23 protein-coding genes are annotated in these 24,320 nt (G+C 61.8%); 14 read left to right on the top strand and 9 right to left on the bottom strand.

Annotated features, from left to right (window positions below; all coding sequences use genetic code 11):
• Positions 1–37 precede the first annotated feature (37 nt).
• Complete coding sequence (locus tag LNV07_RS09595) at positions 38–3,517, top strand: ATP-binding protein (protein ID WP_263570945.1); 3,480 nt, start codon at positions 38–40, stop codon at positions 3,515–3,517.
• A 42-nt stretch (positions 3,518–3,559) separates the two neighbouring features.
• Here the strand turns inward: LNV07_RS09595 and LNV07_RS09590 are convergent, their stop codons facing one another.
• Both LNV07_RS09590 and LNV07_RS09585 read right to left on the bottom strand, forming a co-directional pair.
• A complete protein-coding gene (locus tag LNV07_RS09590; protein WP_263570944.1) occupies positions 3,560–5,683 on the bottom strand; it encodes a putative bifunctional diguanylate cyclase/phosphodiesterase in 2,124 nt (707 codons plus the stop codon).
• 44 nt (positions 5,684–5,727) lie between these two features.
• On the bottom strand, positions 5,728–6,204 hold the full coding sequence (locus LNV07_RS09585) for a rhodanese-like domain-containing protein (RefSeq protein WP_263570943.1): 477 nt from the start codon (positions 6,202–6,204) through the stop codon (positions 5,728–5,730).
• Positions 6,205–6,578: 374 nt separating this feature from the next.
• Between LNV07_RS09585 and LNV07_RS09580 the strand changes: the two genes are divergently transcribed.
• Positions 6,579–7,199 carry a glutathione S-transferase family protein gene (locus tag LNV07_RS09580; RefSeq protein WP_263570942.1) on the top strand — a complete coding sequence of 207 codons (621 nt, stop codon included), beginning with the start codon at positions 6,579–6,581 and terminating at the stop codon, positions 7,197–7,199.
• Between the two features lie 15 nt (positions 7,200–7,214).
• Entirely contained in the window at positions 7,215–9,311 is a 2,097-nt protein-coding gene (locus tag LNV07_RS09575; RefSeq protein WP_263570941.1) for an FAD-binding oxidoreductase, read from the top strand.
• Here the strand turns inward: LNV07_RS09575 and LNV07_RS09570 are convergent.
• Together LNV07_RS09570 and LNV07_RS09565 are read right to left on the bottom strand one after the other, a co-directional pair.
• The gene (locus LNV07_RS09570; RefSeq protein ID WP_263570940.1) at positions 9,289–10,713 is read right to left on the bottom strand and encodes an MATE family efflux transporter; all 1,425 of its coding nucleotides are present in this window, start codon (positions 10,711–10,713) and stop codon (positions 9,289–9,291) included. The two genes, LNV07_RS09575 and LNV07_RS09570, sit on opposite strands and share 23 nt — an antisense overlap.
• Positions 10,714–10,885: 172 nt before the next feature.
• A complete protein-coding gene (locus tag LNV07_RS09565; RefSeq protein WP_263570939.1) occupies positions 10,886–11,044 on the bottom strand; it encodes a hypothetical protein in 159 nt (52 codons plus the stop codon).
• A 68-nt stretch (positions 11,045–11,112) separates the two neighbouring features.
• On the opposite strand from LNV07_RS09565, the gene LNV07_RS09560 reads away from it, so the two are divergent.
• Together LNV07_RS09560 and LNV07_RS09555 are read left to right on the top strand one after the other, a co-directional pair.
• Entirely contained in the window at positions 11,113–11,613 is a 501-nt protein-coding gene (locus LNV07_RS09560) for a YHS domain-containing (seleno)protein (RefSeq protein WP_263570938.1), read from the top strand.
• A gap of 100 nt (positions 11,614–11,713) precedes the next feature.
• The gene (locus LNV07_RS09555) at positions 11,714–12,001 is read left to right on the top strand and encodes a BufA1 family periplasmic bufferin-type metallophore (RefSeq protein WP_263570937.1); all 288 of its coding nucleotides are present in this window, start codon (positions 11,714–11,716) and stop codon (positions 11,999–12,001) included.
• A 66-nt stretch (positions 12,002–12,067) separates the two neighbouring features.
• Here the strand turns inward: LNV07_RS09555 and LNV07_RS09550 are convergent, their stop codons facing one another.
• The 3 genes from LNV07_RS09550 to LNV07_RS09540 all read right to left on the bottom strand — a co-directional run bounded on the left by LNV07_RS09550 (position 12,068) and on the right by LNV07_RS09540 (position 14,218).
• The gene (locus tag LNV07_RS09550) at positions 12,068–12,676 is read right to left on the bottom strand and encodes an outer membrane beta-barrel protein (protein WP_263570936.1); all 609 of its coding nucleotides are present in this window, start codon (positions 12,674–12,676) and stop codon (positions 12,068–12,070) included.
• Between the two features lie 904 nt (positions 12,677–13,580).
• Positions 13,581–13,976 (bottom strand): type II toxin-antitoxin system VapC family toxin, encoded by a 396-nt coding sequence (locus LNV07_RS09545; protein WP_263570935.1) that lies wholly within the window; start codon positions 13,974–13,976, stop codon positions 13,581–13,583.
• Positions 13,973–14,218 carry a FitA-like ribbon-helix-helix domain-containing protein gene (locus tag LNV07_RS09540; protein ID WP_263570934.1) on the bottom strand — a complete coding sequence of 82 codons (246 nt, stop codon included), beginning with the start codon at positions 14,216–14,218 and terminating at the stop codon, positions 13,973–13,975. Before LNV07_RS09540 ends, LNV07_RS09545 begins: the two co-directional genes overlap by 4 nt.
• Before the next feature lie 183 nt (positions 14,219–14,401).
• Here LNV07_RS09540 and LNV07_RS09535 point away from each other — a divergent pair, with 183 nt between their 5' ends.
• The 7 genes from LNV07_RS09535 to LNV07_RS09505 all read left to right on the top strand — a co-directional run bounded on the left by LNV07_RS09535 (position 14,402) and on the right by LNV07_RS09505 (position 18,527).
• A complete protein-coding gene (locus LNV07_RS09535) occupies positions 14,402–14,821 on the top strand; it encodes a DUF3806 domain-containing protein (protein WP_263570933.1) in 420 nt (139 codons plus the stop codon).
• 108 nt (positions 14,822–14,929) lie between these two features.
• Positions 14,930–15,376, top strand: coding sequence for a DUF4265 domain-containing protein (locus LNV07_RS09530; protein ID WP_263570932.1), 447 nt, complete (start codon positions 14,930–14,932; stop codon positions 15,374–15,376).
• 169 nt (positions 15,377–15,545) lie between these two features.
• Complete coding sequence (locus LNV07_RS09525) at positions 15,546–15,782, top strand: DUF6429 family protein (RefSeq protein ID WP_263570931.1); 237 nt, start codon at positions 15,546–15,548, stop codon at positions 15,780–15,782.
• Between the two features lie 306 nt (positions 15,783–16,088).
• Complete coding sequence (locus LNV07_RS09520) at positions 16,089–16,277, top strand: hypothetical protein (RefSeq protein WP_263570930.1); 189 nt, start codon at positions 16,089–16,091, stop codon at positions 16,275–16,277.
• Positions 16,278–16,419: 142 nt separating this feature from the next.
• Positions 16,420–17,061 (top strand): MBL fold metallo-hydrolase, encoded by a 642-nt coding sequence (locus LNV07_RS09515; protein ID WP_263570929.1) that lies wholly within the window; start codon positions 16,420–16,422, stop codon positions 17,059–17,061.
• Between the two features lie 71 nt (positions 17,062–17,132).
• A complete protein-coding gene (locus tag LNV07_RS09510) occupies positions 17,133–17,429 on the top strand; it encodes a YciI family protein (protein ID WP_263570928.1) in 297 nt (98 codons plus the stop codon).
• 360 nt (positions 17,430–17,789) lie between these two features.
• Positions 17,790–18,527 carry a PEP-CTERM sorting domain-containing protein gene (locus LNV07_RS09505; protein ID WP_263570927.1) on the top strand — a complete coding sequence of 246 codons (738 nt, stop codon included), beginning with the start codon at positions 17,790–17,792 and terminating at the stop codon, positions 18,525–18,527.
• A gap of 3 nt (positions 18,528–18,530) precedes the next feature.
• Here LNV07_RS09505 and LNV07_RS09500 read toward each other — a convergent pair whose 3' ends face one another.
• Both LNV07_RS09500 and LNV07_RS09495 read right to left on the bottom strand, forming a co-directional pair.
• Positions 18,531–21,356 (bottom strand): ATP-binding protein, encoded by a 2,826-nt coding sequence (locus LNV07_RS09500; RefSeq protein ID WP_263570926.1) that lies wholly within the window; start codon positions 21,354–21,356, stop codon positions 18,531–18,533.
• Positions 21,357–21,510: 154 nt separating this feature from the next.
• Positions 21,511–22,251 carry a Crp/Fnr family transcriptional regulator gene (locus LNV07_RS09495; protein WP_263570925.1) on the bottom strand — a complete coding sequence of 247 codons (741 nt, stop codon included), beginning with the start codon at positions 22,249–22,251 and terminating at the stop codon, positions 21,511–21,513.
• 247 nt (positions 22,252–22,498) lie between these two features.
• Between LNV07_RS09495 and LNV07_RS09490 the strand changes: the two genes are divergently transcribed.
• Positions 22,499–22,972 (top strand): hypothetical protein, encoded by a 474-nt coding sequence (locus tag LNV07_RS09490; RefSeq protein WP_263570924.1) that lies wholly within the window; start codon positions 22,499–22,501, stop codon positions 22,970–22,972.
• A 15-nt stretch (positions 22,973–22,987) separates the two neighbouring features.
• Positions 22,988–24,265: a PP2C family protein-serine/threonine phosphatase gene (locus LNV07_RS09485; protein ID WP_263570923.1), complete on the top strand. Its 1,278-nt coding sequence runs from the start codon at positions 22,988–22,990 to the stop codon at positions 24,263–24,265.
• The last annotated feature ends 55 nt before the right edge of the window (positions 24,266–24,320 follow it).

The following is a 24,320-nucleotide window of genomic DNA, read 5'->3' as shown; positions in this document are numbered from 1 at the left end:
TCCAGCCGAAGTCAGATAAACCTTCCAAAATGTCGCCATGCGCATCCAGCAACTAGATTTGAAACGCTATGGCAAGTTCACCGACCAGCGCATGGACTTTCCCGCTGCGGAGCGGGACTTTCATCTGATCGTCGGCGCCAACGAGGCCGGCAAGTCAACCACCCGCAGCGCCATTCTGGATTTGATGTTTGGCATCGAAACACGCTCCAATTACGACTTCCTGCATGCCAAGGCCGATATGCGCTTGGGTGCTTGTATCGAACATGGCGGTGCGCAGTTGCAGTTCGAGCGCAGCAAGGCGCGCACCAAGTCGCTGTTTGATTTGCGGGGTCAGGTCTTGCCGGAAGCCGCCTTGGCGGCTTTTCTGGGCGCCAGCGACCGGAGCTTTTTTGATCAGATGTTCGGGCTTGACCATGGTCGCCTGGAGGCGGGCGGCAATGCGATCCTGAGCGCGTCCAACGACCTCGGGCAAATATTGTTCCAGTCGGCCGCCGGCATTGGCAGCCTGGCCGCAGTGCGTGAACAGCTGGACGCCGAAGCCGACAAACTCTGGGCCAAGCGGCGCTCCGGTGAACGTGCCTATTATGTTGCCAGCGATGAATTGGCCGCGGCGGACGCGGCGCTGAAGCTCAGCACGGTGCGCACCAAGGAGTGGCTGGACGCGCGTGCCAAGGTGGAGGACAAGGTGCAGGCGCGCGCCCAGCTGCGGGCGCGCTTGGACGAGTTGGAGCTACAGCGCAGTGCGCTTGAACGGGTGCGTCGGGTGGCGCCGGTTTTGCGCCACAAGGATGCGGCGCGGATCGCATTGAACACACTCCAGCAGATTGCTTTGCTGCCGACGGATGCGGCGCGCATCTTGAGTGAGGTCGAAGTGGAGTTGGCCAGTGCCGCCCGCACGCAGGAGCTGTTCAATGCCCAAGCCCAAGCCGCGGCCGAGCGGCTCGCGCTTGTGCGGGTCGATGAGCCCTTGCTGCGGCAGCAGGCCGAGATCCTGGCGCTTGAGCAGCGCCGCCAGCAAGTCCGCAACCATGGGCGAGAAATTTCGCGCTGCCGGGCCGAGCTGGCCGGGCATTGGCAGCAGATCGAGGCCGAGCTGCACCGCTTGGGCTGGCCGCAGCTGGACGAGCCAGCGCTTGCCTTGCGCATGCCTTCGCTGCCGACGCGCACCGCTTTCGCTGGTCTGGCCAAGAGCTTTGGCCTGCTGGATCAAGCCCGCCGCCATGCAGCCGCCGTCGAGGCCGAAAAGAAGGCCGAAATTCAGGATTTGGAGGCCCAGCTGCAAGGCCAGGCGACGCCAAAATTGCCGGCCAGCTTGAGCGTGGCCTTGAGTCAGGCGCGCGCGCTCGGCGATGTGCGCGCCATTGCGCGTCGCGAAGAGGCCGCCGTGACCAAGGCCGAGCGTGACCTGCTGAACGCCCGCGCCGGTTTGGGGGGCTGGGACAAAGATGTCGCGGTGTTGCGGGCCTTGAGCCTGCCGTCCGAGGCGGCCTTGCAGCAGCGTCTGCAACGCCAGCTTGATCTGCAAAGCAAGACGCGCGCCCTGAACGAGCGGCAGGGCGAACTGAGGGCGGGCGTGGCGGCCCTGGAACTGGAAATCGCACAGTACGCCCAAGCGCATCGGCCGGTTGGCGCGGCCGAGTTGGCGCAGGCGCGGGCGGGGCGTGACGCGCAATGGCGGTTCATCAAACAAGGCGAGGCCGAGTTGCAGGCCGCGGCCGCGGGCTTTGAGGCCAGCATCGTGCAGGCCGATGGTTTGGCCGATCAACGCCATGCCAAAGCGCGGGAGGCGAGCGAGTTGCAGGCCAAGCAGGAAGCCTTGGAGCGCTTGCGCCAGCAAAACGCCGAGCTCGCCATAACGCTTAATGCACAGGCGGACGAAGCGCGCGCGCATGGCGTCGAGTGGCAGGTGTTGAGCGAAAGCCTGGGGCTGGGCGGGATGGCCGCGCTGGACCTGACTGCCTGGCGGCAGGCGCGCCAGCGAGTGCTTGATGCGCAGGATTTGCTAGGCACGGCGCAGCAGGACTTGCAAGCAGGCGCGAAGCTGACGACTGAATGCCGGGCAAATTTGATGCAATCTTTGGCGGCCACCAAAGTTGAATTTGATGCCGGCGATTCCTTGGAGACGCTGATGGCGCTGGCCGCTGAAACCCTTGCCTCGGCAGCCGCCGCGACGGTGCGCGCCGAAGCGTTGGCGCGGCAAGTTGAGGGCGGGCGCAGGATCGCGCAGCAGTTGCTCGACAAGAAGCAGGCGGCCCAGGCCGAGTTCGAACAATGGCAGGGCGACTGGGCTCTGGCCTTGCAAGAAATCGGCCAGCCAGCGGGCCTGTCGGCCGCGGCCGCCGAGGGCGTTTGTGCGGCGCTGGCCGATATCGACCTCGCCCTCAAACAGATGCGTGAGCTGCGCCTGGGGCGGATTGAACCCATGCAGCGCGAGCTGGCCGACTTCGACTCGGAACTGGCGGCCTGTGCCGAAACGCTGGGCCTGGCCTTGAGCGGGCCTACCGACTCGACGGTGCAGGGGCTGATGGCGAATTTGGGCGCAGCCCAGGCCGCGCAACAAGAGGCGCTTCGTCTGCGCCAAGAGTTGGCGGGTTTTGAGGACAAGGCGGCTGCGGCCGGCCTGCGCCTGAGCGAAGCGGCGGGCCGTTTGCAGCCTTTGCTGCAGCGTGCCGGCATGAATGATGTGTGCGATGCCAAGGCCATTGAAGGCTTGCGGGACCGCATCGCAGCCTCGGAACAGCGCCGCCTAGCCGAAGCTGCGCTGCAGGCCGCCGAGGCTGCCTTGGCCGAAGGTGGTGATGGTTTGGATGTGCTTGTCTTGGAGTCCGAGGTGGCCGCCACCGATGCCGCGCAGATCCCATTGGCGGTGGCCGATCTGGCGCGGAAGATCGCCGAATTGCAGCAGCAAAGCGAGGGCTTCTCGGCCGAGTTGAACCAGGCGCAGACGGCCTTGAATCTGATCGCCGGCCAAGACGATGCCGCCCGGGCCGAAGGCCAGCGCCAGGATGCGTTGGCGAAGATGGCGAATGCGGCGGAGCGTTATGTCAAGGTCTACACCGCCTCGCGGCTGCTCAAATGGGCCATTGATCGTTACCGCGAAACCAAGCAGGGTCCGATGTTGGGGCGTGCCGGTGAGATTTTTGCCGGGCTGACACTGGGCTCTTTCCAACGCCTCAGCGTCGACTTTGAGGCGCAGCCCCTGACGCTGCACGGCCTGCGCGCCGATGGTCGCTTGGTTGAGGTGGCCGGCATGAGCGAGGGCACGCGTGATCAGCTCTTTATGGCGCTGCGGCTGGCCGCGCTGGAGTTGCACATCGCGCAAGACCCGGTACATGCCTTGCCCTTTGTTGCCGATGACTTGTTCATCAACTATGACGATGGCCGCGCCGAGGCCGGCTTGCGGGCCTTGGCCGAACTATCCGAGCGCACGCAGGTGATTTTCTTGAGTCACCACGCGCATTTGTTGCCGGCGGTGCGTGCGGTGTTTGGGGATGCCGTCAATGTGATTCGGCTCTAATGCGGTGTTGCACGCCCGGCGGCACTATGCTGGCCGGGATATTCAACTTTGGGCGGCGGAAGATGCGGAGCCCGCCGATTGGCCCGAGCATTTATTTTTTGACGCAGCGTTGTTGGCGAGCAGGGCGGGCAGCGAGTCTGGACGGCCAAATAGATAACCCTGCACCTCATCGCAATCAAGTTTTTGCAATAGTTGCATTTGCTCCTGGCGTTCGACGCCCGCAGCGCTAACGCTGAGACCCAGCGAATGCGCCATCGCGATGATGGAGCCGACCACCTGCTGCGCATGCGGGTCGGTATCCAGTGTCGCGATCAGATGGCGGTGGATCTTGAGCTTTTCAAACTTGCTACGCCATAGATAGGACAGGCTGGCCGGGCCGGAGCCGAAATCATCCATCACGATGCCCACGCCCAGGCTCGACAGACCGACCAGGGTGTGCGTCACAGCCTCGTGCTGCGGCAGCAGAATCGATTCTTTGATCTCCAGGTTCAGGCGCAGCGCCGGCAGGCCGCTGGCATTGAGGGCGGCGGCGACCGAATTGACCAGCTTGTCCTGGCGCAGTTGTGAGGCGGCCAGATTGACCGACACCGCCAGCGGGCTCGGCCATTGCATCGCGTCGGAGCAGGCTTTTTGCAGCACCCATTCACCCAGCGCCTGCATCAGGCCTGCGGTATCGGCCGGGCCGGTAAAGTCTGTCGGCTTGACCATGCCTCGGCTGGGGTGAGCCCAGCGCAGCAGCGCTTCATGGCCCAATAGTCGCAGGCCGTCGCTTGCAAAAATGGGCTGGTAATACAGGCTCAGCTGTTCACTGCCTATTGCTGTGCGCAACTCGTTCATCAGCTCCCGCTGGTCCTTGAGTTTGTCGTCGAGTTGCTCGTCATACAAACTCCAGCAGCCCCGACCTTTGGTTTTGGCCCGGTACATGGCCAGGTCGGCCTTGTGCATCAGCTCTTCGCAGTCGGCGATATCGGCGCCATATTGGGCAATGCCTATGCTGGCGCCGACACGGGCCGCATGGGCGCCCAGCAATACGGGCTGCGTCAGCGAATCGATGATGCGTTGGGCCAGTACGTCGAAGTCCTGCGGGCGGGCAATTTGCTGCACGATGATGGCAAACTCGTCGCCACCAAGCCGGGCCAGATGATCGCCCAGGCGCAGCAGTTCGCGCAGGCGCTTGGCGGTGATGCGGATGACCTCGTCGCCATGCGCGTGGCCGAGGGTGTCGTTGACCGCCTTGAAATGGTCAAGATCGATGTACATCACGGCCAGGCCCTGCTTGCCGCGCCGGGCCTGGGCGAAGGCGACATTCAGCAGCTCGTTGAAGCTGGCGCGGTTGAGTGCGCCGCTGAGTGAATCGTGGCGAGCCAGATACTGCACCTGCGCTTCGATCGTGCGGCGATCCAGCAGCCGTTGCCGGACATGCTCGAGCGCGGCCAGCACACTCTTGGGATGCTCGGGTGACACCGGCACCGGCGTGTCCAGTTCGCCATTGGCGATGGCTCCGGCAATGCGCCTTGCCAGCCCGGGGTCGCCGCCCAGCTGATGGTCGAGCAGGCGTACCAAGGTCACACCGCCCAAGGCCGCCAGAGTGGTCAGGCCCAGCAGGCCGCCCATCAGCCACAGCTCGCCGGTTTGAAGCTCAGCGCTGGCCGTCCGTTCGGCCTGATCTTGAGCACTTTGAAGGATGGGCTTCAGCCGTTCCATGCCTTGGACGAGGCGACCATAGGCAATCAAGGTGTCGTCGTCATGTACATCGATCCAGCGCAAAGCCAGCAGTTGCTCGACCCGTGCCCGCAGCGGCGGCCATTTGAGGGCGGCTTCGGCCAGCACAGGGTCGTCCGGCGCCAGTGCCTCCAAATGGCCGGACAGCGATTCAACGGAAGACCTGAGCCCATCGCGCGAGCTTTTAGAACCCTGTGACAACAGCAACTCGCCGCCCATGCGCAGCAGTCTTTGGCCTTCAAGGGTCAGGTGATGCGCCGAATCGGAATGGGCTTGCGCTCGCTTCATGCGATCGAAGGCCGAACTGGCCAGCAGCAGCATCAGTGCCGCCAACAGAGCCAAGCCGGTCGCCCCCACCGTCACCCGTTGGCGCAGGGTCAAGCGTTTGCGGCGAGCCCGTGCCGGCGCGCTTTGATTTGTCGATGTCTCGGTCAAGGAGGCCATGGGCGGCGGACCCGGTGGGTGAATGCTTCCAGAAGCAGAGGTTTCTATTCTTGCACCGGCAGGCCGGCGGCTTCCCATCCGGCCCAGCCGCTGCGCAAGTAATGCACATTCAGATAGCCCTTGCGGATGGCTTGAACGGCCGCCTTGTAGGACTTCCAACCGGTCGGCCCGTCGCTGTAGAAAACCAATATCGTGTGTGTGTCGGGCGGCATTTTGCCGAAGTCGAAGCTGTCCAGCGCGGCGTCGAAGTTCTCGGCAAACTCGCTCTTTTCTTTGTAGAACGCCGAGCGCGCGCCGGGTATATGCCCTTTGGCGAAGTTCAAGGGGCTGCGGGTGTCGATGAAGACGGCCTTGCCGCCGGCCAGCAAGGCGTTCGCCTCCTGCGGGCTGATGACCTTGCCTTTGGCCAGATGTGGCGGGGTTTGCGGCTTGTCTTGAGCCCAGGCGGGCAAGCCAATGGCCCATGTTCCGGCCAGCGCCGTGACCAATATCTGCTTCAAAAGAACTCGACGCGCGCTCATATGAACCTCCAAGAATGGGGCTGACCGCCCGGGCAAGCTCCTGCCGAGCTCAGGCCCTGCTTCAGTATCGGTCAGGAATTGCCGACTTTGAGCTGGATGCCCTAAGCGGGCGCCATTTGCCGGTCGGCAGATGGCAGATGGCAGATGGCAGATGGCTGTACTGCCACGATAGCTCAAGCAGCCCTGCGCGGTGACTCACACCGATGAAGAGTTTTGGGGATGTTCATCAGCGGTTGTTCCGTGAATTGCAATAGTGTCTTGAGCGCGCCGGTGATTCTCGCGCGGGCTCGATTGGAGGACAGTTCGTTCATTCGCTGCCAAGTTCAGCAGCGATGCGAACCGGCAACCAAGCCCATCATCTTCAGGAGAATCCCATGTCCGCAGTCAAGCTCTACACCTTCCCTTTGTCCGGCCACGCTCACCGTGTGCGTCTGGCCCTGTCCTTGCTCAATGTGCCGACCGAGTTGGTCGAAGTTGACCTGCGCAAAGGCGCTCAAAAGCAGGCCGACTTTCTGGCGCTGAACCCCTTTGGGCAGGTGCCTGTGATCGACGACGGCGGCACCGTGGTGGCCGACTCCAATGCCATCCTGGTCTATCTGGCGCGCAAATATGGCAATAGCGATTGGCTGCCCAGCGACGCGGCCGGCGAGGCCGCCGTGCAGCGCTGGTTGTCGGTGGCGGCAGGGCTTGTGGCGTTCGGCCCGGCAGCGGCGCGCTTGGTGACGGTGTTTGGCGCCGGCTTCAACGCGACGGAGGTGATCAACCGTGCGCATGGTCTGCTGAAGGTGATGGATGCCGAACTGAACGGGCGCGACTTCTTGCTCGGCGCCAAGCCCAGCATCGCCGACATCGCCAACTACAGCTATATTGCCCATGCACCGGAAGGCAATGTCTCGCTCGACGCTTACCCTCATGTGCGCGCCTGGTTGGCCCGCATCGAAGCCTTGCCCGGTTTTGTCGGCATGCAAAAGACCCCGGTAGGTCTGGCAGCCTGATCAGGAGAACCCGTCATGGCTCAGCAATTTACGGCTCCGGCGGGCTCGCCCTGGCACAGCGGCGAGCGCAGCATCCACGAGCGCATGGGCAATGCCGCGCAGCTGGAATCGTTCGGCCGACGGGTCATCCGAGACTACATGCCCGATCAGCATCGGGACTTTTACAAGCAGCTGCCCTTCATGGTGATCGGCGCGCTGGATGCCCAGGGCCAGCCCTGGGCCAGCCTGATCGAGGGCCAGCCCGGCTTTATGCATTCGCCCGAGCCGACGCGGCTCGAAGTCGGTGCGTTGCCGGGCCGGGGCGACCCGGTGCGCACCGCCTTGCGGACGGATGCGCCGATCGGCCTGCTCGGCATCGAGCTGCACAGCCGCCGGCGTAACCGTCTGAATGGACGGGTATTGACGGCCGACGAGGGCGGCTTCTCGCTGCAAGTCGGGCATGCCTTCGGCAACTGCCCGCAATACATTCAGCACCGCGATTTTTCTTTCGCACGGCCACCCGCCGACGAACACCAGGCGCCGCTGGAGCAGTTGCCGACGCTCGACGCCGAGGCGCTGGCGCTGATCGCTGCGGCCGATACCTTCTTTGTGGCCAGTGCCCATCCAGGCGGCGAGGCAGATCATCCTTTGCCCACGGTCGATGTGTCGCACCGTGGCGGCAAGCCGGGTTTTGTGAAGACGCAGGGGACTGAGCTGCTGCGCATTCCGGACTTCGCCGGCAATATGCATTTCAATACCTTCGGCAATCTGTTGCTCAATCCACGCGCAGGCCTGGTCTTTGTCGACTTCAGCAATGGCGATGTTTTGCAACTGGCCGGTGAGGCCCAGATTCAGTTCGAAGGACCGGAAATCGCTGCCTTTCAAGGCGCCGAGCGGATCTGGACCTTCCGCATCACGCAGGTGCTGCGCCGGCGCGGCGCGCTGGCCCTGCGCTGGGCGCTGCAACAGTTTTCGCCCAACTCTTTGATGACAGGGTCTTGGGAAGCGGCCGAGGCCAGCCTCGCGGCAGCGGCGTTGAGCAAGAGCTGGAGGCCCTTCAAACTCGCCCGTGTGGTGGATGAAAGCAGCACGGTGCGCAGCTTCTATCTGGAGCCGGCCGATGGTCACGCCTTGCTGCCATTTTTGGCTGGCCAGCATTTGCCGATCCGTGTCAATGTGGACGGTGTGTCTTTGATGCGCACCTACACCTTGTCGGCCGCTCCCAGCGACGGTTTCTACTATCGCCTCAGCATCAAGCGGGGCGGGCGGGTATCGGAATATTTGCACGATCGGCTCAAGCTTGGCGAGCTGATCGAGGCACGCGCGCCGCAGGGTGATTTCACGGTCGACGCGCTGGAGCGCCGCCCCTTGGTACTTTTGGCCGGCGGCATTGGCGTCACGCCGCTGTTGTCGATGCTGCGCCATGTGGTGTTCGAAGGCCTGCGCAAACGGCGAGTTAGGCCGACCTACTTTTTCTACTCGACCCGCAACCATGCCGAGCGCGGCTTCGATGCCGAACTGGCGGAGTTGGTGCAGCGTGCCAACGGGGCGGTGCGCGTGTTGCGGGTGACCGATGCGCCGGAGGAAGGCATTGTCGCGGGGCGCGACTTCGACGTGCAGGGCCGTATCGATATGGCCCTGCTCAAGGCGAAGCTGCCTTTTGATGACCATGACTTCTTCCTCTGCGGCCCGCCGCCCTTTATGCAGGCCCTCTATGACGGACTGCGTGATTTGCGCGTCAGCGATGAGCGGATTCATGCCGAGGCCTTCGGCCCGGCTTCGATGCAGCGGCGCCAAGATGCGTTTGTCGCGGCGCCTGAATTGGCGCCGGTGGCGAGCAGCGATGTGGCGGTGCAGTTCGCCGAATCCAGCAAAGAGGCGCGTTGGACGCCGGCCAGCGGCAGCTTGCTGGAGCTGGCCGAGGCGCGCGGCCTCAATCCTGAGTTCAGTTGCCGGGGCGGGTCTTGCGGCAGCTGCCGCACCCAGGTGCTGGAGGGCGAGGTGACTTACCTATCGGCCCCGGCCTTCAAGACCGCGCCCGGCGAGGCCTTGATCTGCTGCGCGATGCCGGCGGCACCGCGTGAGCAAGGGCCTGGCAAAGCGGTGCCGATCAAGCTGGTGTTGAAGCTCTAGGGCCGGCTTGCGGCAACCGTTCCCGCGCCACCCGGCGAAGCAGCGCCGACAGCGCCACCGCCGCGATGGTCAGGCCGACGATCAGCGCGATCCAGAAACCGCTCGCACCCATCGCCTGCCTGGGGCCCCAGGGCAGCCATGGCGGCGCCAGCCCCAGCGCGCAACCCAAGGGCAGGGCGAAACCCCAAAACGCGGTCAGGTGAATCACCATCGGCGCGCGCGTGACCTTGTAACCGCGAATCGCGCAACTGGTGGCGACTTGAGTCGCGTCCGAGAGTTGAAAAATCGCCGCAAAGATCAGCAAATGCGCGGCCAGCGCGGCCACCGCGGCATCGCTGGTGTAGGCCCCGGCGATCTGCTGGCTGCTCAAGGCCATGAAGGCCGCCGATGCGCAGGCCAAGATCAAGGCCGTCGCCACGCCCACCCAGGAGCGAAAGCGCGCTTCATACGCGTCGCCCGCGCCCAGCGATTGGCCGACCCTGGTCAGCAGCGCGATGCCCAGGCTCAGCGGCAGCATGAACATCAGCGAGGCGAAGTTGAGTGCGATTTGATGGGCGGCCACCTGGGTGGTGCCGAACTTGGCCACCAGCAAGGCAATCAGGCTGAAGGCACTGCTCTCGGCAAAATAGGTGACGCCTATGGGCAGGCCCAGCTTGAGCAGGCTGCGGATCTCGGGCCAATGCGGCGCTTCAAATTGCGCCAGCGGCCAGGTGCTGCGGTAGGCCGGGCTGCGGCGCATCCACCACAGCAGACCGCCCAGGTTGAACCACACGCACAGCATCGTCGACCAGGCGCAGCCCAGGCCACCCAGCTTGGGAAACCCCCAGTGGCCGTAAATCAGCAGCCAGTTGAGCAGCACATTGAGCCCCAGGGCGGCGAGCGCAATCATCATCAACGGCTTGGTCTGGTTCAGGCTGGCGCTATAGCCATACAGCACCCGGTAGCAGGCAAAGGCGGGCAGGGCGAGGCTGGTGATGTGGACAAAGTCTTTGGCCAGATCGCGCACCAGCGGATCCAGTTCCAGCAGGTCGAACACGAGGCTGGCCAGATTCATCACGGCGACGGCCAGCAGGCCCAGGCCCAGGGCCTTCCACAAGGCCTGGCGCACCACATGGGGTACAAGGTGAAAGGCTTCGGCCCCCACATGATGGGACACGATGGGGCTGACCGACATCATCACGCCCATCAGCGTGATGATGACCATGCTCCAGATCGACGCCCCCAGCGAGACGCCCGCCAGATCTTGCGCCGAGGCATTGCCGGCCATGGCCACGTCGGCCACCGACATGCCGACGGTGGCCAATTGGCCAATCAGAATCGGCCAGGCGAGCTGCCAGAGCGCTGAGACTTCGCCGCGGATCTTGCTGCGCGATGGGCGGGGGAACGGGGTCAATGGATGCATGGGATGAAGGTCGGCAAGGGCGGGATGGCCGCGTTTCGGGCGCCGATGAGCCGAAGCGCAGAGAAGCCGGATTGTCGGAGCGATTCATCCCTTGATGACCATTCAATAGGCTTGTTCTGGAAAACAGTGTCTTTCGCATCAAGCAATGACTGCCGCCGGCCGGCGCTCGGGTTCAGCGCTCAGGCTCAAGGATCAAGCCGGCTGTTTGTTCCACTTTCTGCAATGCTGTCTTGGAGCGCGCGGTGATTCTCCAAACCGGGCAGATCGCGCACAGTTCAGTCACTCGCTTCCAACCGAAGCGATGCAAAGCAAGCTCAGCGATGCGGTCCATTTCGGGCGCTTGACCTGAGCTGAAAACTGTCAGCAATGCTCGTTTGATGAGCGCATTTGGAGTCTCCTATGAAAGCCGTTTTTGCCCGCCGCACCTTGTTGGCTGCCTTGATTTCAACCGTTGCCGCCATGGCCGTCGTTCCCAATATCGCCCATGCCTATGACGAAAATTCGACCAGCGCCTTGAATGTGGACGCGCAACATCTGGCGGTCAAAGGGCATGACGTTGTCGCCTATTTCAGCGCCGGCAGCCCGACTGCGGGCAAGGCCGAGTTTTCGGCCGCACATGAAGGTGCGACCTATCACTTCAGTAGCGCCGCCAACCGTGATGCCTTCAAGGCCAATCCGGCCAAGTACGCACCTCAGTTCGGCGGCTTTTGCGCGATGGGCGTGGCACTGGACAAGAAGCTCGACGGCGACCCGGCGGCCTGGAAGATCGTCGGTGGCAAGCTCTATCTGAACGTCAACAAAGACGTGCAGAAGAAGTGGAGCGAAGACATCCCCGGCAACCTCGTCAAGGCGGGCAGCGCCTGGCCTTTGATCAAGGCGAAAGCGCCCAAAGACCTTTGAAGCTCGGTGCCCGCGTCGCCGGGCAACGGGCCAATTTTCAAACAGCGAGCTTGGGGCCGGCCGTATTGACGGCGCTCCCAGCCAAATCAAGGAATGAACGATGAGTCGCTATCGAAATACGGTCGGTGCAGCGCTGGCCTGTGCATTGGCTTTGGGCGCGGTGCAGGCTGCGCAGGCAGCCGACGCCAGCAAGGAAAAATGCTTTGGTGTCGCCAAAGCGGGTCAAAACGACTGCGCCAATCTGGCCGGCAGCCATTCTTGTGCCGGCCAGTCCAAGCTTGACGGCGATGCCGGCGAGTGGAAGCTGGTGCCCAAGGGCCAATGCAAGCCCATGGGTGGTTTGTCCTTGGCCGAAGCAAAGGCGAAATTCGCGGCCAAGAAGGGCTAGCGAGCCCCCCCGCCGAGCCTTGCTCGGTCAGACCGCAGCGCCAGCAAGCTGGCGCTGCATGGCCGCTCAGAACTTGTAGCTGGCGCCGATCGAGAACATATTCACGGCCGCCTTGTCGCCGGCCTTGTTGTACTTGGCGCTGATATGGTCGACATCGGCCGTCAAGCTAACTTGTTTGTTCAACGCGTAGCCGAGGCCGGCGCCGAACAGCGGAGCGATGCTGTTCTTGCTGTCGCTGGCGCCGCTCTTGTAGCTGGCCGTGCCATGCGTGTAGGCCGCACCGAGCTTGCCCTTGAGCGAGAAGTCACCGAAATTGAGCGGCAAGACGCCAACGACACCGAGGCCGCCCATCTTGACGCTGCCCTGCGCGTCCTTGCCGCCCTGCTTGAGCGTACCTTCGCCCTTGCCGGTGCCGAAGGCCAGCGCCTCAACACCCCATTGCTCATACATCACGCCGCCAAAAATCTTGCCGCCGAAGCTGGCCGTCTTGTCGCATTTCTGGCCGGCGCTGCAGCTGATGTCGTACTTGCTGTAGAGGCCGACGTTGGCGCCCATATAGGCCTCGGCCTGCGCTTGTGGGCCGGCCGCGGCGGCATTGCCGGCAGCGGCGAAGCCGAGGGTGGCGATCAATGTCGCGATCAAACTGGAAAACGAAACTTGCTGCTTCTTCAACATCAGAAAAACTCCTTGGGTTGCGTCGCGTCCCGAGCGCTGTTGGCTTGTTCCCGATGGGATTTGCCTGCATTCGGGCTACGACGGAACGCAGTGTTTCTTTGAATGCGTTTGCGCGCCAGCGGCTTGAAACTTGTTCAATCTGGCGCGCCGTTTGGTACTGAAACTCGCTACCGAATGCCCTTGCCCTGGAGCTGTCGATAATCTGCAGCCATATTGGCTCTCACCTCTTGCTCGCCAGGAATCGGATAACAAAGTTTCAAAACTCTGCTCCTGTGTTGTTGTTCGAAAGAGCGGTCAATGCGCGCCTTGCATAGTTTCAAAATTTTGACCGGGCGACCGATGTCGTCGAGCAATAACGTAAAACATAGTCTCAAAAGCCGTTGTCACTGCTCATGATTCCGTCCTTCCCTTCAGATGCCACCATCCCCTCTATTCATTTGGCATGTTTTCGCACTGGGCGGCATGCGAGCATGAAGTCATCTATCCGAGAGACCTACGGACAACAGGGAGACATTCACACTGAATTGGGCTTTAGGGCGCTGTAATGCAAGTATCTGATTCGCTCACGAACTTGATTGAGACGACTAGATAGCAACGGCGGCAGATTACGGTGGACTTTTACTTTGGAGAATCCAAATGTCGGGCTGGTGGAGGTAGACATGGGCTTAGACGCCAAGTTCAGTGGCTGTATATTCATACAGTCTATGTGCCGCCAAGTTGTTCTTCAAGGAAATGCTTTGCCGCGCACCATCATGAAATTTGACGCCAAGCCGATCTCCGCTGCGCCCACTGTCGGTTATGGGCGCATACCCAAGCAGTGCGCCCATAACCGACAGTGGGCGCGCTACATTGAGCCATTTCTAGGCTTGGCGTCGAATATGGGCGCACTGCGCCCTAATCAACGTTAGCCCGCAGAAAGAGCAATGGCGCGCTTCGGAAACGCTCGTAGAAGCTTCTTGTCCATGGTGACCAGTTTCGTGTCGAGCTTCATCGCAAGGGCAATGAACTCGCAGTCGTATGCGGAGCAGTCACTGTCGCGCACGAGTTCAAGCACAGCAAGAGATTCAACCTCGAACTCCGCACCCTCAAGCAAGCTCTCTGCTTCTCGTTGGAGACTGTTCGCCTGTTCAAATGTGATGGCTTTGCGCCGCATGTATCCCGCCAGAATGTTGCGGAACTCGCTGCGCCAGAGAATAGGCGCAGCCCAATCCGAATCCTGCTCAAGTAGCGCTTCGGCGGCTGCTGTGTACTCACCAGGCAAATACAAATACGCCAACACGTTGGAATCAACCACGATCATGGGCGGTCCTCGCGCTTCGCGGCATCAATGTCACGCGCGCGGAATTTGCCAGTGGGCAAGGCTGCACGTAGTTCCCGCGCACGGGCAATCCGCTCGCTGGGCATCATCTTTGTTGGCAACAATACCGACTCAAGGCACACGATGGCCTCGCTGTTCAGGCTCCGGCGGTGCATTTCTGCAGCAAGCTTCAGTCGGTCATACACGGCGTCAGGAATATTCTTCAGTGTCAAAGTTGTGGGCACGTCATTCTCCATCCATAATGAAACCATTATGGTTCCATTTGGCGGCGTCGGTCAAGGTGTTGCGGGCTAACCCGGCGTTCGAGCCGACTCGCAACGGCTGGTCTCTGCAGGCCCCCATTTCATTCTGGGCCTTCCGTGCCCAGCCGCCGCTCGCGGCTCAACTTCGACGTTAGGCCTCACACAATGCAGCGGATTCACTCCCCCAACGAAGAAGACACCAAGGATGTCGAGGCGAAGCGAGACTGGGTACGGAACCACTTCGAAGCTGATGCGCGGCACAAATACGAGACCCTGGAGGGAAAGCTACAACTCTTGGACACGATCCTGTCCAACGAGTGGATCAAGCCCGCCGAAACACTCAAACTGCAATGCCTCGGCATCACCTTTGGCGACGCCCTTGCACAAAAGCTGGGGATGCACTGGGTTGCCGTAGAAGACGAATATGGAAGAGATCCAGCGTTGAGATTCGAGAACTCGTCTGTGCTTTCGTTCCCACTCACCGCGATCTCAAAACGAATAGAGCGAGGCGAGTCCGTGAATGTCAATGTACTCTTTTCAGCGGCATGTGAGATGCTGCTCGAAGCGCGGCAAGATGAGGCCTAACCGGTCGCTCGAGTGGACCTCCGCCAGCTGGCCGCGCTATGCTGCCTGTATATTTTCAGCTCCGCGCGGCCAGCTGGCTCCGTCCACTCAGCTCGAACGTTAGGCGTCATGAAGTCCCATCGGTCGGTATCGCTCACATTTCGGCTTGAAGTCGAAGACGATTGGCCGCCAGTGGCTGCAGAGTCGCTTCCGTTCATTCAGTCTGGCGAGACCTATGAGGCGCAAGCCGCACCTCTGTTTGTCAAGCATCTCTCGGTTGGCGACAAGATCCGCTTACTGGATGTCGAGAATGAACAGGTGTGGTCATGGGAACATGCTGAAAAATCAGCCAATTCGACGGTCTGGCTCCTTCGAACTGATGATGTGGAGGTAGAACCCTTGCTCCCTCCGCTTCATAAGCTTGGTTGCCACACCGCTTGGTCATCCCAGTGCGGTGTGTGCTCGGTGAATGTTCCTCTGGAGGTTGATGTGGAACGTCTTGACAACTATCTCAGTCTGCTTGAAACAAAGGGCCTGGCGGTTGCCTTCCCTTCCTGGCGGCTCAATGACTCCTAACCGGTCGCTCGAGTGGACCTCCGCCAGCTGGCCGCGCTACGCTGCCTGTATATTTTCAGCTCCGCGCGGCCACCTGGCTGCAACCTGGGGCTTGAATCGGTTTTGTTGACACTTCCGGCTAGTTGCGAGATTCTTGATGGTGACGAACTCACTGCCAGTCGGAGGTTCCATGGAATACGATGAAGCCGAGCTACAAGAAGCTGTTCTCGCACTGCTCGGCGCATTCGAGTTCGAAAGCGGACGCGTGTGGAAACGGTATCCCTTTTCTGTGATGGAAGCATTTCATGAGCAGGGCTGGATCACTGACCCACATGGGCGGCATGAGTCTGTGTATTTGACAGAAGAAGGACTATTAAAGGCAAAGGCCTTGGCGGCTAAGCATTTTGGGAAGAAGCCGAAGCTGTAGTTGATCCCAATGTCAGCTTTGTGGAGGCCAGTCTTGCTACTGTTGTGTCTGCTTTGCGTTGCCCATTGTCGGCCTAACGCCTGCATCAAATGACAGCTTCGGGCACGCTGCCGCCGCTGACGATGAAGGACCGAGCGACTCCTATAGGGTCGTTAGCGCCCATTCGGCGGGTCAAGCAGCGGCCATTCGGCTGATGTTGACCGAGGACTTCGTGAACTCCTCACCTGAATGACCGCTGCACATTCGCGACCCGACACCTACCAGCATGGCTCGGACCGAATCGAGCGATACTCCTGCCGCTTAGACATGGCTGAGATCGAGAAGAACAACTTCAACCCGGAAGTCTCTCGTTACATCAGCATGGCAATTCGCGAGGTTGAAGTCGATTGGCAGGAAATCAATACCGAGCCGGTCAGCTTGGAGCAGGCCACTAAGGATGCACGGGACAAACACTATGCCTTCTTCAAAGCGCTGGGCTTGCCCGCCTTGCCGTGAACCTCAATGCACCTACTCGCCCAAAAGTTGTTTTGGTTCAACGCGTTTTGAGACTATGTTTTGCTATGGGTCGCATCCCGAAAACGCAGTTTTGAAACTATGTTTTCAATTTTGAAACTTTGTTATCCGACTCCTTCGCCCCATGACGCTTCGTTACCTGACCATCCCCGTCACCGCCTTTCAGCAGAACTGCTCACTCGTCTGGTGCGACGAAACCATGGACGCGGCGGTGATAGACCCCGGCGGTGATCTGCCACGCTTGAAGGAGGCGGCGCAGAAAAGGGGCTTGACGCTCAAGGCCATCTGGCTGACCCATGCCCATATCGACCATGCCGGTGGTACCGGGCAATTGGCGCGCGAGCAGCATCTGCCCATCATCGGCCCCCATCCGGGTGATCAGTTCTGGATCGACGGCCTGGCCAAACAAAGCCAGATGTTCGGCTTTCCGCCGGCCGAGAGCTTCACGCCGACGCGCTGGTTGGCCGATGGCGATACGGTCAGCATAGGCCGGCAGACGCTCAATGTGCGGCATTGCCCGGGCCACACGCCGGGCCATGTGGTGTTTCATTCGCCCGCCATTGAGCGTGCCTTTGTGGGCGACGTGCTGTTCGCCGGCAGCATAGGCCGCACCGACTTGCCTGGTGGCGACCAAGATACTTTGATCGCATCCATCCAGCAGCGGCTATGGCCGATGGGCGACGCCACGGTGTTCATTCCGGGCCATGGGCCGGAGAGCAGCTTTGGCGTCGAGCGGCGCAGCAACCCCTATGTGGGCGAACGCTGAAACCAAGCGCAGCGCAGCCAACATTCAACGTCCCCAATCGATAGTCATTTTTTCAACGAAAGATCTTGCTCATGTTGTTTGCGATTCGCTTTGTCGACAAGCCGAATTCCTTGGCCTTGCGCCAGACCCTGATGGCTGCTCATATTGCATGGCTGGATCAAGAGCGCGAACGCGTGCTGGTAGGAGGGTCCTTGCGGCACGAGCCCGAGCAAGCGCCGGTGGGCGGACTGTGGGTGCTCGAGGTCGAGAGCAAGGAGGCCGCCGAAGCCTTGTTGAAGCAAGACCCGTTCTACACCGGCGGCCTGCGCGAGAGTTGGGAGATCCTGCATTGGGCCAAGGCCTTTGAGGATCGCAAGGTGCCGGTCTGATCTTTGAGCCTGCGGGTCTGACAACGCGGCCCTTAGTCGGAATTCAAACCGGCCGACGCCTCTCGTTTCGGACCTTGGGTCCTCGGAGTTTGTTGGTTTTTCAGGGTAATCCCTTGTTTTCTTGTTGGTGCCGACAAGTAACCCCCTATTCGAGGGGGGTGAAACGGGAATTTTCCATAGGGGCTGAACTCGTAAAACCGTGGGAGAGGCGTTAACCTGCCGGCACTTGGAGATCATCAATTGCTTGGCGGTTCTCATCTGCTGTGCTTCGGCCAATTTTGTGAGCTTGGCGGGCAGGGGCAGGACACTTGCAGGTCACAGCGATTCTAAAAAAGTATGGAAATGGAATTGGGGAAATTTATGAGCAGCTTTTTGGGCGATAAGGTTTTGGGCGGCATGGGCGTAAGCAAGCGCTTGGCCGGTTTATTGTTGGGCGCATGCCTGGGCTTGAGCGGCGGCGCGCAAGCGGGTGTGGTGACAGGCAATTTCGATCCTGAGTTTGGGTCTGTGCTGCCCACCTTGTCGTACCGGGGCACTTACTCTTTTTATGTGCCCGACGCGCTGATTCCTCCTGTGGGCACAGGGACTCAATTGGTGGATACCTCCGGGAGTCCGCTCGTCGCGAATGTCAGCCTGACCCTGTTGACCACCGGCAATGAGAGCAGTGCGGTAACCCGGACCTTCAATATGAATGTTCTGAGTTTGAACATTGACCTTGCCCTGGGCTATTTGATCGGTTTTCAGACCGATGTTGAGGCCGGTTTGGACTTCGGCCCGCTTGAGCCTGGCCCCTATTTCAATTTCCGATATCTTGCTTCCGGCTTGGCGAAGCTGGAAGTGAATTTGGGCGGCTCTGGCGAAATTTATGACGCCAGTTACGACAATTACTCGATGTTGATCCGCCATAACAATGATGTCGGTGTGAGCCGTCTTGGCGACGGGGTAGCTTTGCTGCGCACGGTGACCGGCGTTGATGGCAATGGGGATCCGATCATTACCACGCAGCAAGTTAGTGTGGTTCCTGAGCCAGGCAGCCTGGCCTTGTTGCTCGGCGCTTTTGGCGCCTTGGCCTTGACACGCCGCGCCAGGCTACGCTGATCATCAGTGGTGAATCTGGCCCGCCGTCAAGGACAGGGCCAGCGCCTGACGCAAAGCCTCGGCGGTGTCCCAGCCCTGACCGGCTTGCCAGGCGGATTGGAAGCTTTGCTCCTCTTGGCAGGCCGCACTCAATTGCTCCCGCAGCGCTTGCCACAGTAGCTTGGCATGTTCGGGCAAAGGCAGGCCGGCCTTGTGACGCAACTGCTCGGCGGCCGCTGCGAGCGCGATCGCCCGGCTTGCCTGGTTCGAGCGCAAGGCCAGGGCTGCATGGTCTTCAAGGCCGGCTAGCAATTGTTCGCGCATATCAAAGGCGTTGAAGGCGGCCAGCGCCTCGGCCAAGCGGCTGCGAGCCAAGGGCAAACGATCCGCCAGTACGTCGAGCTTGCCCTGCCAGCCCAGCGCATTGGCGGCGCCGCGCCGGTCTCCGGCACTCAGGCAAATCTTCAGCGAGCGCGCCAACGCAGCCTCGGCCGAAGCCATATCGGCCTGATAGAAGCCGAGTTGCGCCAGCGCCAGTTCGGCCTCGGCCTCGGTCTCGGGGTGCTTGATCTGGCGCGCCAACTTCAAGGCGTTTTGTAGATTCTCCTGGGCTTGCGGCCAATGGCCCAGATAGGTTTCAATCTGGCCGAGTTGCAGCAAGGCGGTGGTTTCGCCAACCCGATAGGCGCAGTCGCGGAACAAGGCCAGACTTTCCAGCGCCGCTTCGTAGGCACCATCGGCATCGCCACAGCTGAGGCGGGCCACAGCGAGGGTTGACAAGGTGGCGGCGGTCTCCTCGGGCTTGCCAAGCTTGCGGCGCAATTCAAGGCAGGTGGCCAGGTGGGCCAACGCAGCGGCATGGTCACTCTGGCTCCAAGCCAGGCAGCCGTCCACATAAAGTGCAAAGCCGTGCACCATGTCCGAGGCCAGCACGGCCGGCAATTGCAGCATTGTTTGCAGCGCGGCGCGACCCTCGCTGGCATGGCCGCGCAGAATCCAGAAGCCTTGCAGGGCCACCGCCAGTTTGACCGCAACGACAGGGTCGACGCTGCCTTGGTCGGCCATCGCCAGGCCGAGGGCGGCGCGCAAGTTGTCATGCTCGGCTTCCAGCCGGTTGAGCCATTCGCCCTGCTTGGGCCCGCGCATGCCATTGCGCCCCTGCTTGGAGAGCTCGAAGAAATACATGCAATGGGCGGCACCGAATTGCGCCGCCGCGCCGCAGTCGATCAGCTTCTCCAGCGCATAGTCGCGAATCGTCTCCAGCATCTTGTAGCGCGACTCGTCAGCGCCGTCGATGCGCATCACCAGTGACTTTTCAATCAAGGCGGTCAGCAGATCGAGCACATCTTCCGGTGCCATCGGCTCACTGCCACAGACCGCTTCGCAGGCTTCGAGGTCGAAGCCGCCCCTGAAAACAGCCAAGCGTTGCAGCAGGCTGCGCTCGATCTCTGGCAGCATGTCATATGACCAATCGACCAGCGCACGCAAGGTTTGCTGGCGCTCTTGCAGCACGCGTGAACCCCCGGTTAGCAATTTATAGCGGTCATCGAGCCGGCGGTTGATCTCCGCGACCGACAGCGCGCGCACCCGCGCGGCGGCTAACTCCAAGGCCAGCGGGATGCCTTCGAGTCGCGCCACCAGTTCGGCCACCGCGGGTGCCTGCGCCTCGTCCAGCTCGAAGCTGGCCTTGTGTGCCTGGGCGCGGTCAACAAACAGCCGCACGGCGGGCGAAGCCATCAAGGTGGCCAGCGACGCCCCGGCGGGCGGCAGCTTAAGCGGCATGATGGGATAAGCGCGCTCGCCGGGGATGTTCAAGGCCTCGCGGCTGGAGGCGGCTAGGCGCACATGCGGCGCGGCCCGCACGATGGCGTGGGCGAGCGCGGCGGCCGGCTTGATCAGATGCTCGCAGTTGTCAAAAATCATCAGCACGCGCAGGTGCTTCAGATGGGCGCAGACCGACTGCAGCAAGCTGCAGTCAGGCTCCTCTCGCACCCCCAAAACCTGTGCCGCCTCACTCAAGGCCAGCGCCGGATCGGTGATCGGGGCCAGATCCAGAAACCAGACGCCATCGGGGAAGCGGTGCATCAGCTCGGCGGCGGCTTGCAGGCTCAAGCGGGTCTTGCCCAGCCCGCCCATACCCAGCAGCGTGACCAAGCGGGCGCTGCCGAGCAGGTCTTTGATGTCGCGCAGCTCCTGCTCGCGGCCGACAAAATTGCTGAGCTGCTGAGGCAGGTTGTTAGGAATTTCTTTGACCGGCAACCAACGCTCGCCGTTGCGGATGACTCGGTAGACCTTCTCGCCGTCGGTGAGTGCGCAGAACTGGGTCGCATCGACCGCCACCTCAAACAATTCGAGCGGTTCGGAGACGCCCTTCATCATCCAGTGGCCACGCGATTCGACCAGCAGCTCGGAGTCGGGCAAGGCGGCCCGCGCTTCGGCGCTGAGCAGGGTCTGGCCGGCGCCGGCGACCGACATGATGCGCGCCGCAGTGGGCTTGGCCAGGCCTTCGACTTCGAGCGGCTTTGCGCCGCGCAGCACATCTTCCGCGCTGTTCTCCCGCAGGATCACCGGGCCGACATGCAGGCCGGCGCGCGCTTTGAGCGGCACGGGCAGGGTGTCCAAGGCCTGATGGTAGGCGTACGCATAACGCACGGCGTCGTCGGCTCGCTCGAACAGCAGCAGCATGCCGTCGGTCTTGTCGATCTCGCGGCCATGCCAGATCGGCAACAGATCACGCGCCACGCGGTCGTGTTGGATCCAGACCTCGGCCATGGCCTGATCGCCCAGTTTCTCGGACATCTTGGTGCTGTCGACCACGTCGGTCAACAGCAGCGCGCGTATTTCTGACATGTTGGAGGGGAACCCTGTGCGCGCAAAGCGATCGCCCTGGCATCGAGGGCGCATTGTAGAAAGTCGGCGTGGCCCTTGTCACCCAACTTGTGCGGGGCCCTGTGCGAACTCACCACATTGTGGGCAGGGCCCAAAAAGCTGGCTTCTCGGCCTGCTATTTTTTTTGACCCGCCAGCTCGCCCTTGGCCTCACGCAACTGGGCTTGCGCCCGCTGCACATCGCCGCTCAAACGCCTGGCGAGCAAATCGATCAGGTGGAAGCCAAAGGCAGGGTCTTGGTAGTAGAGCTGCCTGACGGTGCTGTCATGAATCCGCAGCACGGTGCAGGCCGTCACGCAGCGCACGGTGGTCGTGCGAATCCGATCCGGCGAGAACAGCGCGATTTCGCCAAAGATGCGGCCGGGCTCCAAAACCTTGCCCAACTCCACCAACTCCATTTGCCCCTCGACCAGCAGGAATAGATGTTCGGCGGGGTCACCTTTGCTGAATAGCGTCTGACCGGCCTTGAGTTTTTTGGCCTTCATATAGGGCTTGAGCCAGAGCCCGGCGTGGTCGGCGGCGGCCTCGGCGCGGTGCACCCGGCGCGTCAGCTTGGTCACTTCGATGGCGCGGTAGATGTTCACCGGCAGCAGCACGGCGGCGACGCAAAACGTGATCGGCGAAGGGCGCAGCGCACCGTAAATCATCAGCCCCACATTGCTGCCGACGGCCAGCCAGCGCAGCGGCGTCATGGTTCTTGCCAAGGCGCCGGCCATCACCATGCCGATGCCGACTGCAGCCGCCAGATGAGCCAATGTCTGCTGCGGTGATGCCAAGACGGCCGCCACCCAGGCACTGGAAATACTGCTTGCCTGTGAAATCCACTCGTTCAAGGGCTCGGTCTCTGCTGTGGTCAAGGAGGCAAATTGTGCATTGTTCGGAGCAAGCGATCACAAATCGATGCCATCATTTTCCGTGCACCTGCCGCTTTTGGCGTGGCTCAAGCGCGTTTACAATCCGTCTCGACGTCACTCAAACGGCGTCACCGCCGATTTACCAACTACTTGCGGGCGGGCTATCAAATACGGCTAAAGCGTTGCGGCTCCGAGATGCCCTGGGCCGGCAAACGCCGGTGTCAGGGCACTCGGAGTTATTTATTTCATCATGCAAAGTCTCGCTTCTTTTGATCGGTGGTTGACCCGCCGCGCTGCATCGACGAAGGCCGCAGGGGCCGGCCAGGCCGTGCCGCCTCAAACCGCCAAGGCGGCTATTCCCGCCCAGGCGGCAAGCGCCACCCGCCATCTGATCAGCCCCTGGGGCGAGGCCCTGATGCCTATGCCTCGGCGAGCCTCGGCGGCCCGCATAGTGCGAGCGGCTCACGGCGTGCGCAGCGCTGATTGGCTGGGTTTGCTGGCCGATGAAAGCCAGGGTTACGGCACACAGCAAGCCTGGCGGCTGGCCTTGTGGCGCGCTGCCCCTTCGACCGACGTCCAGCCTCAGTGGCTCAGCCCGCCTGTCTTGGCCCGGCCTGGGCAGAGCCCGAAGGCCTTGCGCGATGCGGTCCTGGAGCAGGCGCTGCAGGCCTTGTGGCAGCAGGGCTGGCGGCTGCAAGAGGCGTTCTCGCCTGATCTGCATTGAGACCTTAGCTTCCCTATGAGCCCACAAGCCTCCAGCCACCAGCCCCTGACCCAGGAGGAGATGCAGGCGCTGCTGGCGGTGACGCGTGCGCTCGCGGCACCGTTTGATTTGCCGACGATGTTGCAGACCGTGACGGCCGCCGCGCGTCAGGTGCTGCATGCCGAGCGCAGCTCGATCTGGCTCTTGGACAGGGCCTCGGCGGAACTGGTGCTGGAAATTTCAAAGGACTTGGCGCAGGTGCGCTTGCCCGTGGGTGCGGGTCTGGTGGGGGCCTGCGCGCGGGATCGCTGCGTGATCAATGTGCCCGACTGTTATGCCGACCCACGCTTCAATGCCGAGATCGATAGGGTTTCCGGATTCCATACGCGATGCAGCCTGACGCTGCCCTTGATCGATCATGCCGGCCAATTGGTCGGGGTAATGCAGGTCTTGAACCGGATGGACGGCGTGTTCGAGGCCGAGGACGAGCCGCTGGCCGAGGCGCTGGCGGCCCAATGCGCGATGGCCTTGAGTCGGGTGCGCATGACGGCGGCGATGCTGGAAGGCGAGCGCATGCGTCAGGAGCTGGAATTGGCGCGCGCGGTACAACTCTCGACGCTGCCGGCGGCCATGCCCCAGATTGCCGGCTATGACATGCATGGCACATTTCTGCCGGCCTCCTTGACCGGCGGAGATACCTATGACATTGCCCGCATCGAGCAGGGGCTGCTGCTGGTGCTGGGCGATGCGACCGGCCACGGCATTGCGCCGGCTTTGTCGGTGACGCAGATGCACGCGATGTTACGCATGGCTTTTTCCATGGGGGCGGACTTGGAGACGGCCTTTCGCAAGGTCAACGATCAGCTCGCCGCGACCTTGGCGGACAGCCGCTTTGTGACGGCCTTCATCGGCCTTTTGGATACCGACAGCCATGGCCTGCGCTTCTTGAGCGGCGGCCAGGGCCCGATCCTGCATTTCCAGGCGGCAAGCAAGGCTTGCGTGAGCTACAAGGCCACCAGTTTCCCGATGGGGGCGATGCCGATTGTGGCTTTGCGCCCGCCGGTTCAGATCGAGTTGGCGCCGGGCGATATCTTGTGTCTGCTGACCGATGGCATTTACGAGTACGAGGCCGCGAACGGCGAGCAGTTCGGCCGCTTGCGGGTCGAGCAATTGCTGGCGCAGCATTGCGATGCGTCGGCCGAAGCTTTGTCGGCGCTGATTCTGGCGGAGGTGCGGGCGTTTGCCCAAGGTGCCGAGCAGGAGGACGACATCACCATGCTGCTCTTGAAGCGTGCGCCGCCGCACAGTCATTGAGTTGACACAATATTTGCTTAGGCTGGCAGATTGGGCTGGGCTTGGCCGGGCTTTG

The organism is Roseateles oligotrophus (genome assembly GCF_025717515.1).
GTDB lineage: Bacteria > Pseudomonadota > Gammaproteobacteria > Burkholderiales > Burkholderiaceae_C > Paucibacter_A > Paucibacter_A oligotrophus.
The sequence above is the reverse complement of the archived record's forward strand: the minus strand, read 5'-3'. Positions and strand labels throughout refer to the sequence as shown.